21 protein-coding genes and 1 pseudogene are annotated in these 15,016 nt (G+C 34.3%); 5 read left to right on the top strand and 17 right to left on the bottom strand.

The genetic code is table 11. The annotated features are described in order from the left end of the window. Nucleotides 1-28: 28 nt before the first annotated feature. The 4 genes from CEF16_RS04760 to sufU all read right to left on the bottom strand — a co-directional run bounded on the left by CEF16_RS04760 (nucleotide 29) and on the right by sufU (nucleotide 3,452). The gene (locus CEF16_RS04760) at nucleotides 29-1,033 is read right to left on the bottom strand and encodes a CobW family GTP-binding protein (protein ID WP_245917967.1); all 1,005 of its coding nucleotides are present in this window, start codon (nucleotides 1,031-1,033) and stop codon (nucleotides 29-31) included. 425 nt (nucleotides 1,034-1,458) lie between these two features. Next, nucleotides 1,459-2,559: a CobW family GTP-binding protein gene (locus CEF16_RS04755; RefSeq protein ID WP_091580343.1), complete on the bottom strand. Its 1,101-nt coding sequence runs from the start codon at nucleotides 2,557-2,559 to the stop codon at nucleotides 1,459-1,461. Nucleotides 2,560-2,632: 73 nt separating this feature from the next. After that, nucleotides 2,633-2,902: a 30S ribosomal protein S14 gene (gene rpsN / locus CEF16_RS04750; RefSeq protein WP_091580337.1), complete on the bottom strand. Its 270-nt coding sequence runs from the start codon at nucleotides 2,900-2,902 to the stop codon at nucleotides 2,633-2,635. Nucleotides 2,903-2,990: 88 nt separating this feature from the next. Beyond that, the gene (gene sufU / locus CEF16_RS04745) at nucleotides 2,991-3,452 is read right to left on the bottom strand and encodes a Fe-S cluster assembly sulfur transfer protein SufU (RefSeq protein WP_091580333.1); all 462 of its coding nucleotides are present in this window, start codon (nucleotides 3,450-3,452) and stop codon (nucleotides 2,991-2,993) included. Between the two features lie 228 nt (nucleotides 3,453-3,680). On the opposite strand from sufU, the gene folE2 reads away from it, so the two are divergent. Beyond that, the gene (gene folE2, locus CEF16_RS04740; protein ID WP_091580328.1) at nucleotides 3,681-4,589 is read left to right on the top strand and encodes a GTP cyclohydrolase FolE2; all 909 of its coding nucleotides are present in this window, start codon (nucleotides 3,681-3,683) and stop codon (nucleotides 4,587-4,589) included. Between the two features lie 36 nt (nucleotides 4,590-4,625). Continuing rightward, nucleotides 4,626-4,872 (top strand): annotated as a pseudogene (gene yidD / locus CEF16_RS25220) (membrane protein insertion efficiency factor YidD). A 314-nt stretch (nucleotides 4,873-5,186) separates the two neighbouring features. Here yidD and yjcZ read toward each other — a convergent pair. The 5 genes from yjcZ to CEF16_RS04710 all read right to left on the bottom strand — a co-directional run bounded on the left by yjcZ (nucleotide 5,187) and on the right by CEF16_RS04710 (nucleotide 8,132). After that, on the bottom strand, nucleotides 5,187-5,366 hold the full coding sequence (gene yjcZ, locus CEF16_RS04730) for a sporulation protein YjcZ (protein WP_091580322.1): 180 nt from the start codon (nucleotides 5,364-5,366) through the stop codon (nucleotides 5,187-5,189). A gap of 36 nt (nucleotides 5,367-5,402) precedes the next feature. Next, a complete protein-coding gene (locus CEF16_RS04725; protein WP_091580319.1) occupies nucleotides 5,403-5,498 on the bottom strand; it encodes a YjcZ family sporulation protein in 96 nt (31 codons plus the stop codon). Nucleotides 5,499-5,977: 479 nt separating this feature from the next. Further along, nucleotides 5,978-6,493: a MarR family winged helix-turn-helix transcriptional regulator gene (locus CEF16_RS04720; protein ID WP_170031592.1), complete on the bottom strand. Its 516-nt coding sequence runs from the start codon at nucleotides 6,491-6,493 to the stop codon at nucleotides 5,978-5,980. 507 nt (nucleotides 6,494-7,000) lie between these two features. Further along, nucleotides 7,001-7,402, bottom strand: a complete 402-nt coding sequence (locus CEF16_RS04715) for a hypothetical protein (RefSeq protein ID WP_091580314.1) — start codon at nucleotides 7,400-7,402, stop codon at nucleotides 7,001-7,003. 43 nt (nucleotides 7,403-7,445) lie between these two features. After that, nucleotides 7,446-8,132 (bottom strand): Crp/Fnr family transcriptional regulator, encoded by a 687-nt coding sequence (locus CEF16_RS04710; protein ID WP_091580311.1) that lies wholly within the window; start codon nucleotides 8,130-8,132, stop codon nucleotides 7,446-7,448. A 140-nt stretch (nucleotides 8,133-8,272) separates the two neighbouring features. Here CEF16_RS04710 and CEF16_RS04705 point away from each other — a divergent pair, with 140 nt between their 5' ends. The 3 genes from CEF16_RS04705 (at nucleotide 8,273) to CEF16_RS04695 (ending at nucleotide 11,101) form a co-directional block, all read left to right on the top strand. Beyond that, entirely contained in the window at nucleotides 8,273-8,503 is a 231-nt protein-coding gene (locus CEF16_RS04705) for a glutaredoxin family protein (RefSeq protein ID WP_091580309.1), read from the top strand. 1,073 nt (nucleotides 8,504-9,576) lie between these two features. Then, entirely contained in the window at nucleotides 9,577-10,530 is a 954-nt protein-coding gene (locus CEF16_RS04700) for a glycerophosphodiester phosphodiesterase (protein WP_091580306.1), read from the top strand. Nucleotides 10,531-10,993: 463 nt separating this feature from the next. Next, entirely contained in the window at nucleotides 10,994-11,101 is a 108-nt protein-coding gene (locus CEF16_RS04695; RefSeq protein ID WP_091580304.1) for a YjcZ family sporulation protein, read from the top strand. 331 nt (nucleotides 11,102-11,432) lie between these two features. Here CEF16_RS04695 and CEF16_RS04690 read toward each other — a convergent pair whose 3' ends face one another. From CEF16_RS04690 to CEF16_RS04650, 8 genes are all read right to left on the bottom strand, one after another. Further along, entirely contained in the window at nucleotides 11,433-11,852 is a 420-nt protein-coding gene (locus CEF16_RS04690; protein WP_091580301.1) for an Hsp20/alpha crystallin family protein, read from the bottom strand. Nucleotides 11,853-12,251: 399 nt separating this feature from the next. Beyond that, the gene (locus CEF16_RS04680; RefSeq protein ID WP_091580297.1) at nucleotides 12,252-12,470 is read right to left on the bottom strand and encodes a spore germination protein; all 219 of its coding nucleotides are present in this window, start codon (nucleotides 12,468-12,470) and stop codon (nucleotides 12,252-12,254) included. Nucleotides 12,471-12,540: 70 nt separating this feature from the next. Next, complete coding sequence (locus tag CEF16_RS04675; protein ID WP_091580294.1) at nucleotides 12,541-12,918, bottom strand: spore germination protein GerPE; 378 nt, start codon at nucleotides 12,916-12,918, stop codon at nucleotides 12,541-12,543. A 24-nt stretch (nucleotides 12,919-12,942) separates the two neighbouring features. Beyond that, nucleotides 12,943-13,110 (bottom strand): spore gernimation protein GerPD, encoded by a 168-nt coding sequence (locus CEF16_RS04670; RefSeq protein WP_091580291.1) that lies wholly within the window; start codon nucleotides 13,108-13,110, stop codon nucleotides 12,943-12,945. A gap of 2 nt (nucleotides 13,111-13,112) precedes the next feature. Beyond that, on the bottom strand, nucleotides 13,113-13,730 hold the full coding sequence (gerPC, locus tag CEF16_RS04665; protein ID WP_091580289.1) for a spore germination protein GerPC: 618 nt from the start codon (nucleotides 13,728-13,730) through the stop codon (nucleotides 13,113-13,115). Nucleotides 13,731-13,745: 15 nt separating this feature from the next. Next, entirely contained in the window at nucleotides 13,746-13,955 is a 210-nt protein-coding gene (locus CEF16_RS04660) for a spore germination protein GerPB (protein ID WP_091580286.1), read from the bottom strand. A 13-nt stretch (nucleotides 13,956-13,968) separates the two neighbouring features. Beyond that, on the bottom strand, nucleotides 13,969-14,190 hold the full coding sequence (locus CEF16_RS04655; protein WP_091580283.1) for a spore germination protein: 222 nt from the start codon (nucleotides 14,188-14,190) through the stop codon (nucleotides 13,969-13,971). A 301-nt stretch (nucleotides 14,191-14,491) separates the two neighbouring features. After that, a complete protein-coding gene (locus tag CEF16_RS04650) occupies nucleotides 14,492-14,743 on the bottom strand; it encodes a hypothetical protein (protein WP_091580279.1) in 252 nt (83 codons plus the stop codon). Nucleotides 14,744-15,016: the final 273 nt, after the last annotated feature.

Here is a 15,016-nt window from a genome sequence, read left to right as displayed (position 1 = left end):
TGAACATCTCTCCTGCTTTTCCATCTACTTAATTAGATAACGTTTCTTCCACACATTCTGTAAACTGCGTTTCAAACTGTTCTTGATCTAAATCTTTTCCAATGATGACTATTTCACTTATTCTCTCCTCATTATCCTTCCATTTGCGATCCATCGTGGAAGCAAACAGCATATGGATGCCTTGAAAAATCACCTTTCTTTCTGTTCCTTGTATATTTAATATACCTTTATATCGATACATATCCGTTCCGAAATCTCTTATCCAATGGTTGACTAACTTTTCTAATTTCTCTAAATGTAATGGACGGTTTGCTCTTAACACAAAAGACGTTACGTGATCATCATGTTCATGATCATTCGGATCCTCTGTTAAAAAGCCTGGATCGACCTCTAATTTTTTATCTAACTCAAACGCATGAATGGATAATATATGTTCCAGATCAATTTGAGCATTTTTTGTTCTAAAAATCTTCACCGATGGATTCATTAAGCGAATTCTTTTCTCTAGTGCCTGTACTTCTTTATTGTTTACAAGGTCGATTTTGTTCAGCAGGATGATATCCGCAAACGCTACTTGTTCTTGAGCTTCATGGGTTTGATCCAATTGTTGGTTGGCATGCTTCGCATCAACCAGCGTAATCACCGAATCCATCTGATAAAACATGGCGATTGCTTCATCCACAAAAAAGGATTGAATCACTGGGGCTGGTTCCGCCAAACCAGTTGTCTCTATTACAACCCGGTCAAAATCCACTTCCCCTTTCCGTCCATTGGTACCAAATTTAGCTGCTATGAGATCGGTCAGAACACGGATTAAATCCCCTCGAACGGTGCAGCAAATGCAGCCGTTATTCATTTCAAAAATCTCTTCTTCCGCACCAACCACTAATTGATTATCAATTCCCACTTCTCCAAACTCATTCACAATAACCGCAATTCTTTCCCCATGATCTGCTGTAAGAAGATGATTCAGTAACGTTGTTTTACCTGATCCTAGAAACCCCGTTAAAATAGTTACTGGAATTCTTTCCACATTATCCAAAGAACATCGCTCCCGTAAATCGTAATTATTACTATTTATGTTATTTATTATAGAAACGAGATCTATCATTGTCAAATTAAATCGTAATAATTACGATATATTTTTGGAATGAAGTTCAATTTGTGCACATTCTTCCTGCATTTTTCCATCATGGTCTGCCCAAATCATGATAAGACAAGGAGATTTCAATTTAGATAATATTTACAATTTAAATATCAAAGATAAAACCCTTCCTTTTAAAAGAAGGGTTAAGATAAATACCAAAACTGGATGTATATACCACTCTCTATGAAAGTGTTCCAGCATCGATTCACGATAAGACAATAATTTCTACTGTTCCTTTTCCAGTTTGAATCCCCCCTCTCTCATGCTTTCCACGTTCTTTTTCCAGAGCATATCTTTAATGTTATTCTTTTTTACTTAAAACCTGATATATCTTTACACTTTTCCATCAAAGTTCGATTCTCTTGAGCAGGTTCAAGACACGCATCTAATGCATCAATTATATCTTTACAGGGAAGCTCTATCCCAATAAAATGTAGTTCAATTTTTTCTTCAGAACGTCTGCCAATGGATGATTCTTCTTCCATTTCTAACGTGATAGAAGGACCTGCTTGAGACAAAAAGCCTCTCTTTTTATCTTCGGAAAAGGATACGATTCCTTTTGAACGTAAAATTTCCTGCGGCAGTTGTTCCAGCCACTTCCGAAACCGTTCATAATGAAAAGACCCTTCCCGTTTATATACAAAAGAGCCAATGCCATACTCACCTACCACCTTCAAAACGTTGCTTTCATCAGTTTTTTCCCCTAAAAATGCGGAGGCTTTACTCATTTCTTCCATATCAAATGTGCGGCGATAGAACAAATACTTAGCTAAAGTGTCACCTGAATCTAATTTTACTATCTCGCCGGCAGGCTGTAATTTTTCCAGAAACCACTCCAGTTCATTGATCCTTTCTTTATTCACGTGTTTGTACTTATTCATCAGAAGCAGATTACACCATTCTATTTGGTTGATGAGCAGGTCAGCCATCATCATCTCTGTCATGTGATGAGTCAGAGGGTGTTGATAATGGATTTGTTTGTCTGAGGTAAAATCAAGCCAGAAATTTGTTGTATCAATAACAGTGACAATATTATCTATATAGATATCTTCTAATATAGAATAAGCATCTTCATCTTCAGGATTATACAGCATATAAGTAATAGGAAAAGCTTCAACCGTACCTGCTAACTCCATAAAGATATAATCGATGTCATTTATGGCGGCTAGTTTTTTCATTTCTTCCAATAACTCTTCCATTGTTGAAGTACAAACCGTATATGTTGAAGCCAACGTCCGTTTTTTATATTTTCTCACTTGGCCAATGGGTTCCACCACTGTCACCGGTTTTGGCTCATGCGATATAACGGCTGTATTCATATCTTTTGACGCAGAGACCAGTTCGTTTATGAGAGTTGTCTTTCCCGACCCTATCGAACCGCTAATGATTGTGACAGGAGTCTTTTTATTCATCTAAAATACCTCTCTTCTTTTCTATTGGAGCGTCAGAGATAAATAAAAACTCCCATAGCAGGGAGAATTTTATTTACCAGCTTGATTTTTTTACACCCGGAATTTGTCCTTTATGAGCAAGCTCACGAAATTTAATTCTGGACAGCTCGAACTTTCTTATGACGCCTCTTGGTCTCCCAGTGATGGCACAACGACTGGTAAGTCTTGTCGGAGAAGAATCACGAGGAAGCTTTCTAAGGGCTTCATAATCCCCTTTTTCTTTTAGCTCTCGCCGCTTCTCTGCATATTTCATCACAAGTTCTTGTCTTTTACGTTCTTTTGCGATCTTTGATTTTTTCGCCATGTTCTTTTCATCCTTTCCTTCATATCTTAAATTGATATTACTATTTATAACAGACAATTCCCCCTGCAACATGCTTTATTGCAGTGGATTACCTTATTTCCATTTCTTTCAGTCCTCTGTAAGAATCTACATCATCCAATATCTTATCTAAGGCTTGCCACGCCATTAATGCACAATTATGGCGGGCTCTTAGTTTGTGGACCCCTTCCAATGCCATGGCATCTCCAAGATCAATATCATCACCTGGTTTCTCTCCTTGACGAATAAGCTGTTCAAATGCTTCTCGTAAAGCAGAAACCGTGTCCAACTCTTCATTTTTAATGAGTTCCGTCATCATTGATGAGGAAGCCATACTAATGCTGCATCCTTCTCCTTCAAAGGAGACATCTCGAACCTTATCTCTTTCCAGGCGGAGATAAAGTGTGATGACATCACCACATGTTGGATTTTTATAATGGACTTTCCAGACATTATCACCTTCAAGATTTCCATGATTCTGCCTATACTTGGCATGCGTCATCACTAATTTGCGATATAAGTCTTGAAGCATAAGTGTTTTCTCCCCCTCTTCTTAATTTTTTTATATTCTCAATTATAAATCGTAATGATTACTATTTATCAACTTATTATAATTGATTTCCTCCTTTAGGTCAAACACATAAAAGGTTTTTGGAGAAGAAAAACTTTTCAAATCGTAATCATTACTATATAATACGTTAGAAGTTATCGTAAAAATTATTGTTCATCTATGATGAGATTGACAAAAGGAGAAGAAACCATGGCATTACACCTAAAAAAAATATTGCCCAACAAAGAAGAAAGACATAAACTTTTTGGCTCTGTCCCTCCTATTAAAGGAAAAAAACCAACAGATAAAGAAAACATGCCCGACTTACAAAATAAACCGAATGATTACTTATTTCCTATAGAAAAAGTTGGTATCAGCAACGTCCGTCATCCAGTAAATATCACCTCAGAACTGGATCCCGGCCACCAAACGACTGTGGCTCAATTCACTTTAACTACGAGTCTCATCCAGCAGTCCAAAGGAATAAACATGAGTAGGCTGACAGAACTTTTACATGAATATCATAAAAAGAACTGGACGCTGGACCTTTCATCCCTTTCTCAATTCAGCAAAGAACTGGTCCAATGGATGGAACAGGATCATGCTGAGGTGGAAGTAAGCTTTCCTTGGTTTTTTGAGCGGAAAGGCCCGGCAACTGGAAAAGGCGGATTGATGCATGCGGATATGTGGATGAAATCTTCTTATCAAGAGGAAGAAAAGAAACATAGCCCTTCCATTGGAATAACCGCAGCGGTCACTACTCTATGTCCATGTTCAAAAGAAATTAGTGAATACTCGGCACACAATCAAAGAGGCATGGTTACCATCAAGGCAAATTTGTATGAACATGTGTCTTTTGACTGGAAAAAAGAGTTGTTAGAAGCAGCAGAAACAAATGCCAGTGCTCTTCTTCACCCTGTGTTAAAACGTCCTGATGAGAAAATGGTGACAGAACAGGCCTATGAGAATCCCCGATTTGTAGAAGATTTATGTCGATTAATAGCGGCAGACTTATATGAAATGGACTTCATCCGTTCCTTTCAAGTGGAATGCAGGAATGAGGAATCCATACACCTGCATGACGCGGTGGCTGCACTTTCCTTTTCCAAAGAAGAATAATGGGTATGTCTGTACTAAGAAGAAAGGGTGGTATCGATGAAAAAGATAGTCATTGTACTTATCCGTTTTTATCAGAAAGCTCTTTCTCCTCTCACTTCTCCTGCGTACCGCTTCTATCCTCCTGTTCCCAATACGGGATAGAATCTATTCAACGTTTTGGCTTTGTGTGGGGAGGAAGACTTCTTATGAAAACGGCTGCTATTTTGATCCCGTACCAAATAAAAATAACAAAATAATCATGCTATCCTGTATTCATACTCTTCTCTCTTTTACATTTACGTAGATTTTCTAAAACTTGTCCGTTTTTCAGGGACTTATTTAAGATGGCAAGGACATTCTGAATAAACGCCTGTTCATAGTGAGCTTTTCAGTCATCTTGAAGGCTTCGGAAGCCGTAAGCCTCCCCTGAGACTGAAAGAAAACGCTGGGGATTTTTGAATATATGGTGGTGAGAAAAATTTCTTATTTAACAGCTTGTTGACGTAATCTCTACCCTGCTGGATTTTACACAGAATTCAAAATCCCCTGTTGGTCATTAAAAAAGGGGAAATATTTATTAAAAGAAGACCGCTGGTTTTGCGGCCTTCGCGTCCTTTTTTAACGGTGACCAGTGAAGCTGACACCTACAATAATTAATAAAACGAATAGTACTACAATCAAGGCGAATCCGCCCCCGTGTCCATGCCCAAAACCGTGTCCAAATCCATGACCGAACCCATGGCCAAATCCACCAAAACCATGTCCGAACCCATGACCAAAACCGTGTCCAAATGACATATTAATGTCCCTCCTTTCTATTCTAAACTGTATTTATTAATAGAAGCCGTGGCCAACCGCTGCTGCTCCAACGATAATTAAAAGGATAAATAGTACTACGATTAGCGCAAATCCGCCTGCAAAGTGTGACATTTAAAATCCACTCCTTCTTTCATTTCAAAGTTTTGTAAGGTGCATAAAAATATCTAAACACCTTTAATATAAACATATTCTTTAGCGATCTTGATGCGTGGACACATTCATCAAAAACTGTAAATTACATATAAAATGTATGTTTCCTAGAAATAGTAAAACGCTACAAACACGGATATATCTCAATACGTGTTTATAGCGTTTATTTTGATAAATTTATTGGTATCAAAATGAGTGTAGAATTTACCACTCTTAATACACTGAAAGTCAATAAATTAACCGGAAATGATACCAGCAAAGTATTATCTTTACTTGTATACGACAATGTCGCGGCCATTTATACCTTAAATCGGAAAGAGCAAAAAGCAGCTTTCCTCAAACAAGAGTAACTATCTTTACGCCTAATATCACAATATTATCTTTGTTTCCTGCCTCCGTTCCCTTCTTATGCTGTTAAATTCTTTATTTATAAATACTATTTAAAAATGATCATTTTTTTCCAACTCTTTTTCTAATTTTTTTGGTAAACTATAAACCCAATTTACAAACTCTTCACCATGAAAATAGTGGTTTATTTTTCGAAGGTAATCCAGAGTTATTTCCATTTTTTTTCTCTCTTCAGGATTATCCAATTCTTTATAAAAAAATTTAAGAAGGGTATATTCATTATAAGTAGTAGATAATTCCCGTTTCTTATTCCCTTTATTAGTTAATTTTACATAGGAAAAGCGCGAGTCCTCACCTTTTTTATAAATACTAACCAATTGTTTCTTTTTTAATCGACTTAATACTTGTGTGACGGTAGATGAATCTAATATCGTTAACTCCGCAATTCTAGATACCGTAGGTTCTTCCTCATAAAAGATTGTCCAAAGAAAGTTTAATTCGGTTATTGTTAAATCAAGTTTTTTGGCGGATTTATTTAAATCAGCTTCCATCACTTTACTTAATCCACGTATCAAACAAATTAGAATAGGAAAGTAAGATTTATTCAAACAATCCCTCCTTTCCGCCAAAGGTAATAAATAAACCCTGTACTTAATTATACGCAAGTCATTAGGGGCAAAGTACATTAATTTCTTCCGCTTTACCAACTTATCAGACATCCAGCCAAACTAAAAAAAAGAGCTGATTGAAAAAATCGAGCAACTTAACTTTCATAAAATCGGTACCATCCAGCTACTCCCTACCTTGTCTCCGCTTTTTACATGTAAATCATTAAATAGTACTTTTCGTTTAATTTATATGCTTCAGGTTGCCTAGGCTAGATATATCTTTATATTTTCAACAGTACTCTTAAAATCTTTTTGCACCATATCTTTAAATCCTTTATTTATTAATGCTTGTTTAAACTCGTTTGGACCTTATCCACCCTCATTTGCAATATTCTTTTTAATATCCTCGTCTATTGCCCAAACAGCTTGGAAAAAAATAGAAACAAGCGAGGGTGCTAACAAGACATACATTTTTCCATTGATGGATCCCTTTATTTTTGAACCACTTCATGCCCCCACTTCTCCTTTATCCACTGCACACAATAATTCATTTACTTTTGCATTTCTAAATTTTTCACCGTTCAACCATAAAATATCTACAGACCCTTCCGTTTGCCCGGCTTGTTTTTCTGTCATTAAACGTTGTAAAATATCTTCGGTGTCCATGGGGACGCGTTTTAGATTGATTCCATATTCTTGTTTTAATTCAGGAGCTGCCCACTCATCAATATAAGTATTGATATCCTCATCGCCTCCCCACATATAGAGACGAACTTCTGTATTAGCTGATTCCTCTTCGATCTCCTTCCACTCTTTTTCTAATAACCCTGAAGTTTGATTTTCTTCTTGTTTTTGTGAACAAGCACTTAAAATGATAATAAATAATAGCAGAGTAATCCCTTTTTTCATGGTTCTACCCTTCTTTCTTATCTAAGTTTTTAAAGAACTCAGGTTATCCTTTCTGTTCTAAGATTTCTTTCGCTTTTTTAGCATGGACAGCCATTTTCCGAAAACTTTTTTTAATAACTCCTTCTTTTATCAATTTCCCTATAAGGGTACTTACCGTTTCTCTCGTTGATCCAACCATTGTAGCAATATCAGCATGAGTTAACTTCATTTCAATGGTTTGCCATTCTTTGTTTCTTTTTCCTGTTTTCTCACTTAATTTAAGTAATAAATATAAGATTCGGTACTTCACATCTCCCAAAGCGATTTTTTCACTCATGTCATAAATATCTTTCAATCGGTTAGATAAAATATTAATAAATTTTAAGGCAATTTTTGGATTTTGCTCTATAAAATGCTCAAATTCTTCCTTTCTCATAATACATAAATTGCTGTCTGTCATCGCTTCTATAAATATTTCGTCATCCGTCAAACTAAACGAAGAGGTTTCTCCAAAAATATTCCCTTCAACTAAAACATCAACTGTAAATTGCTTTCCTTCGGAATTAATTCGATACAAACGAACCTGACCTTTTTTAAGAAAAACTAACGATTTTATCGGTTGGTGAGGGGACACGATAAGTGTTCCTTTTTTTACAGGTTCCATATTACTCATCTCATCAATGATTTGTAATTCCTCCATCGGCATTTCATCTAATAAATTTATTTGAGATAACAACGTTAACTTATCCATTTCCGTTTCCTTCTTCCTTTTTTAAAAGTTTCAATTCTTATACGTATAGTACATTATTTTCTCATGAATATATGTAATCCTTATTACTGAATAAAAAAATGTTTTTCGCTAATCTATAATTAAAAGAAAGGAGCATCAATATGATTTTATATACCCTGCCTGGTTGTGAAAAATGTAAGAAAGTTAAGGAATATTTGACAGAAAAAGAAATACCATTTTCCGAAATTAATATATTAACAAATAAAGAAGTAATCAAAACCATTCAACAGAATATGGAAGAAGTATATGCTCCGATTTTATACTATAAAAATCAGTATTATGACGGGTGTGAGGTTTTTCGTTGGAGATTTTTAAATGAAATCAATGACTAAGGAAAGGGATTATTTTGGCTGTTAAAGAAATTTTACCTTTTCTAAGAATAAATTAAGAAAAAGGTAATTTGGCAGTTTTATATTTTAAAAGGAAGCGAGTTAAAAAGATACTCTTCAAAATGAAGAAAACACCATGTCCGATTCATGTAATATAAGAAATTAGATCAATATGTTTTTTAGTTGGGTTATCAAAACAAATAAGGCTAAAGTTTTTTATGTAAAATTACTCCATTATTGTTAGCGTAAATAAACGGACTACTATGACCTAACTTTCCTTTGTCCTTACAGACTTAGATTTTATTTTTCCTTACTATTACGTACGATATTTTTTGCAAATACAAGAATGTAATTATTTAATATAATTACTCATACCTCTATACTCCTTATAAATGAGATTAAAATTTTTCTCCTTAGATGGTTAGAGTGGAACATATACGATTGCTGCCCCCTTTGGTAAAGGAATTAAAAAAACACTATTATACCAGTACAAATATGATCTCTTTTTAATTGATTAAGCTATTGTCCATTTCATATATTTTTTCATTTCATATAATTAAAGTACTCCAACAATAATTAGAAGAATGAAACTCCAGTAAAAACGCCACTATGTTAACCCCTCCTACGGTAAAGAGTTGTGAGAAGTTAATTCAAACTGACTTCTTACAACTCTTTTTAAATTTCAACACAAAAATGAACATCAAACCATTCTCACAACTCACGCCTGCATCCAAAAAAGTAACTCACCAAATTTGGTTAAAAAAACCAAACTGTTTTGCAGCCACAAATTTTCTTTTGTTGGGAAGGCATTTCAAATACTGTAGTTTTAGGTCAAAACACCATCCTTTTTTTAGTTATGTATTTGGCTCCAAAAAGGCTTTGTCGTAATTAAGGGCCTCTTTAATTTGTTAATTTTTTAAAAATATATTCCTCAATTAAATACCCTCCCGTATTTTTTCATCTAGAAGACCTTTTTGTTTATTTTTTACATAACATAAATATATCGATTATAAATTTTATGTATCAAACAAAGCAATGATTCTTTCATCCATCATAACTTTTATGGAGATGATCTTATGAATGACAATTCCATATATCCCATTGTATTATTACTCTTCATTCTAACCGTGATCACAGCTCCTTCTATGCAACGGAAAGCTCCTATTATTATTGCACATCGCGGGGCTTCTTTTTATGCTCCGGAGAACACCATGGCAGCTTTTGATCAAGCCATAAAAATGAAAGCTGATATGTTAGAGATGGATATCCAAGTAACTAAAGATGGAAAATTGGTTATCCTTCATGATTTCACGGTGGATCGAACGACAAATGGGTCAGGTAATATTTATGAACTTACTTTCAAAGAGATAAAAAACCTTGATGCAGGCAGTTGGTTTCATCCTGATTTTAAATCAGAACCCATTCCTACTTTAGAAGAAACGTTAGATCTTTACTATAATAAAGCGAAATTTTTAATTGATGTAAAACACACTAGTTATCCAGGGATAGTTCATAAATGCTCCTCTTTATTAAAGAAAAAGATTGCACAAGGCATGGAACCTTCGACATTTGTGATACAGTCATTCGATTCTTCTTTTTTAAAAAAATTAAAGAAGCAGCTTCCTGTAGTAGAAACAGGCTTGTTGATTCCCTCTCATTCGATGAACAGTTATCAGTGGATAAAAAAGAATATTCCTTATGTAAATTACATTAATCCACCTGTTACCGTAATTAATCAGGAAATAATAGACCAATTCCAACGACACAGCCTAAAAACTTTTCCTTGGGGGATAAACGATCCTATAACTTTACGACATGTCTTTGGTTATACAATTGACGGAATTGTTGTGAACGATCCATTATTAATTCAAAAAACAGTTGAACATAAATCATCAAATTATGAAAGTCCCCCTTCATTAAACCACAATGACTTCTTTGCAAAAATGGATCGTTTTTTATCAGAAATAAATATAAAAAAATGTTTATACAACTTAAATGAAATCCTAGAACAATTAGGACATGGACCATAGCAAATGAGAATAACAATTGTATTTTTCTTTAAATAAACAGTTGTTCAAATAATTTAAGCTACAAAAAGGTTGGGAAGATCTAAAAATTTTTCATAAGAAAATAGAAGCTGCTTAAAGGGAAGGATGAAGAAGACAATAAATAAATTCCTTTGGGACTAAATGCGTGAAAATTGGATTGATAAGTCGCAGTAGTTCTAAAATCCTCAGTTGGAAGCTTTTTTTGGCTCCAAAAAGAACGGCAACAGACCAAAGTTTCTACCTTTCATATTCTTCAACAATAAAAATGAATGCAAACCCTTGTTATATTTTCAAAGGAAATTACCTTCCCTAATTGTTAGACCTTAAGACTTCTAACAAATAATAAATTATGAAAGAGCGGTTCACTCGATATGTGCATCCGCCCGATCAAACATAAACGTTTTGCATAGGTTGATAGGGAAAATAAATAAGGGAGGAATTAAATATGTCTCATGGTGGGTATGGATACGGAGGCGGTTTTGCGTTAATCGTCGTTCTGTTTATCTTACTAATTATTGTTGGAGCTGCTTGGGGATATGGATACGGTTATTAAAAAAATGGGCTTTCGAGCCCTTTTTTAAAGAAAGTAAAACCAGCTGTGATCATTAATGGCCACAACTGGTTTTTCTATTGTTAGTTGAGAAATCTTAAGACTGAACTTACTTGTCTTGTGAAATTGTGTGTCATTTCCACTAATCCAAATTCGAGGTTTACCGGCCACACCCAGAAAAATATCGTCTGGGAGTTAAACGGTTGTTTTCGGAAGTATAAAGTTACGGTGTAAAACTAGTTATTGAAGAGAACGGATAATATTAAGTTATGTGGAGATTTCATTTTTGGAAAGGCTAAGCCTCCTTTTATCTACTAAACTTATGAAAACTTAGTCACTCAATAACGTTAATGTTCTTCTTATGTTTTTGATTTGATAAGTAATCTAAACGTATTTTTAAAAGTCCTCGGTCATATGACGATTCCATGTTATCCTGTCGAACCGGATAAGGCAATTCAATTTTCCGTTTAACATCTCCTTGAAATATTTCTTGTTGAATGAGACGAAACCCTTTATACTCAAATTTAATCCTTCCGCTTACTTCTAGGGCACGATTATAAACTTTTATGTCGACATCTTCCATCGTTTTTAAAAGCGGCCAGAGTATAATGCACAATATCTGGTCTTTGGATTCGTATAGGTTTACTTGTGGTTGTAATGCATTTTCGGCAAAAAAGTGATTAAAATCATTCCAAAATTCATCCTGAAAAAATTTTTTAAAGGCTTTTTCCCATTCAACGAAATAGTTGTCCATTAGATCCCCCCTAACATTCGATACTCATTCAAATAAATATTCAAATAATTATGATGTTATAATTCTAATTGTGATTAAAAATAAAACCTTTGATGGTGATTTTTGGTATTACGGGGGATGATTTTGAAAAAAGCGTATTATTGTTATTCGACTTCTCCGTAGTGTCAACCCGTAGTAAACCAAATAATAATCCAAGGATTACCGTAATAAACGACTCATTGTGCTCTTCTATCGTATATCTATAATCGGCTATGTCCTCTTCTTCCATCTTAACCATCCCCAGATTCACATTAAAATAAAATGTTTTTCAAGAATGGGCTTTAAAAAATAACATTTCTTCACATTAACATGAAGAAATCAACACAACATCAGCAAAATAATATTATATTTGATTTCCATTTACACATTACCAGTTTGATTTTGATCAAATACATCGGGATCAATAGTATTATTAATATTAATACCGTTGTTTGTAAGCAGAAAGTCTCCTGTATTGCCGCCTCCTGATCCGCTAATCGATTTAGACGTTTCTTTAGGGGCTATATTTCTTGTATCCCCGAAGTTAATAACTCCATCATTTGAGTTAAATTTAAAAGGACCTAATACAATCGATGGCATATGAACACCCTTTTCTATTATTTTTACTCTTATATTTTATTCCCGACAAATAGAATGGTGCTCAAATTAATCATTTGTCTGAGCTATCTGACAATTGTCTTATATGTTTCACTCTAGACTGATTTTCAATATTCTTTGTCGAACCTATTTGAAACACTCCAGAAGCTGCCACCCCAATAACATTAATTTTATTCACCTTAATATAAGGCGAATCATTATACCTGTGAATATTTAATTGTTCATCAATAATTGGTTTGGAAATTTCCTGTGTAAAAATAGGATAGTCTTCAAAATCTCCCTCGTTAGTAAAAAACAATTCATGTTCACGTTGGACCGCAAATGCTTTAGAGGAAGCCCGAATATTTACGGCATCCCCAATTTCAAAGACAGAACTAGTTGTAACATCCGTTACTTTTAATGTTTTTACAATGGATGTTCTTTTGCTCATAACATATACTCCCTTTTCCAAGGTTTATAGTGGAACGAATGGACCAACAATTAAAGCTTCAGGGGGAGTGTCAAAAACAGATGAGAGGGTAATCGTATCTGTATCACCCACTAAAAACACAGATGAATTAGAAACACCTATAAGGCGGATATTTTCCACACAAACTTCACGATTAACTACAGTAAAATTCATCCTTAATACTCCTTTCTCGGTAAGTTTCTAATAAATTCTTCACACGTATTATAAATGTCCTTTTTAACCTTAATTATGGTCATCTCTTCAATCTTAGCCAATTCTTTGTGGCTAGGATCGGAAATGTTATATTCGTGTAAATAATGTTGAATGCGTTTATTAATTTGTTTCTTTATATCTTCAATAATAAATTGGCGGTAAGTAACATCTAAATAATAAGAATATTTTTTTTCAAAGGATTCGAGAATAGTGTAACCTTCATCATTTAAGTAATCATGAATATGTTTCTCAATATTTTTTAATGTATTATGTTTTTGTTCGTTTAATTGAGTATTTACTTTATTGTCCCCTACTACAAAATCCTCAATGTTACTATCCTCATCGTTAGCATTTGGTGTTATTCCAATATTTAACGTTCCTTCAAGTGTTTCCACTTTTAATTGATCAAATTTATATTCTATCTTTTCAATATTAGATGAATGATTCTGTTTTAATTTATTTATTTCTTCTTGTAGTTGTTCGATCATCGATTCCATTTGAGAAATTTGATTTTGCTGAAATTGAAGCTGCCTATAAAGCGCTTGAATATTTTGTACCATTTCCCAGTATCCATCATACATGCCGAGCCCTCCTCTTTACGTAGAGCCTGTAGGTGGAGCAAGCGGCACAAAGAACGCACTGTCTTCACCTGGTTCGGGAGCGGGCTCAACAAACCCACCTGTATTGTAAAGGTTTGATAAAGCTTTTATAATACCTGCACTTCCAATTTGCAGTACGGAAGAGTTTGAAATATCACCAAGTTTTAAATGATTTATTGTAATGTTTTGATTAATATAGAAGTTCATAAGACACCTCTAATTATCTTATTGGATATATATTAGAATCCGCGATATCCTCATCATACGTATTTGTGGAACTATAATTACTTCTCACCTTAATAAAATCCCCTGTATTAAATGAGCCTGCACCAGCAAATGTTTTTACCGCACTATCCGGAGAAATGGTAAACACATCACCAATATTAAAAACTCCACTTCCTCCTACGTTTATTACTTTAACTGCCCCAACTATCGCAGGCATTTGGATCCCACCTTACTAATCCTTAGTAGTAGCAAGGTATGTTTTTATTTTAAATATGTTCTTTTATCATCCATTTAATTTTTAGGGAACATGTATTTATACCTTAAAAAAGATGGCAAAGTTCTTATATGTAAAAAATATATGCTTTTAGAATAGAAGTTATGAAGTGAAAATAAATCAAATGTATTTTCCTTGGAAAGGTATGGGTTACCCATAGTTATGAACCTAAAATCTATTTTAAAAATGAAAAAAAACGGAGCGAAAGACATTTGCTCCAGTTAAAAAAGATTGTCATATTCGTTTAAATCCAAGAAAACCTTGGACGTTTATCATCATCACCATCCTCAGTATCACCTTCAGTGGTTTCATCTTCTTTAGAAGAAGCAGGAGCTGGTGGTCTCCCAAACAATATATCATTCCATGGATCCCTATTCATTGGCCGCTGTTCCTTTTCTTCTTCCGTTTTTTCCTCATTTGTGTCGGCACTACTTTCATTTTTGTTTTCTTCTTTGAGATAAGGTGACGAATAAGGTACGTTTTCCGTTCTCTTCATTTTCTCCCCTCCATTCCCTTCCTTATAATAACCATTTCAATCATATTCACTATATTCCATATTAAAAAAGATGAATAGGCACCTTAAACAGGTTCATATTTAAAAACACGAAATAAAACTATAGGAAGTAATGTAAACTCTTTAGCCAAGGAATGTACCTGAAAGGTTACCGTCTTAACATGTAAAACCTTAACATACAACCTGTCTATTTGTGTTTAGTGCTGAATTCAAACACATCTAATTGTTGGGTTTGATTGACACTTTACAATCATG

Origin of the sequence: Alteribacillus bidgolensis, assembly GCF_002886255.1 — a bacterium.
In the GTDB taxonomy this organism is placed as follows: Bacteria; Bacillota; Bacilli; order Bacillales; family Marinococcaceae; genus Alteribacillus; species Alteribacillus bidgolensis.
This window is presented reverse-complemented; position numbering and strand designations above follow the sequence as displayed.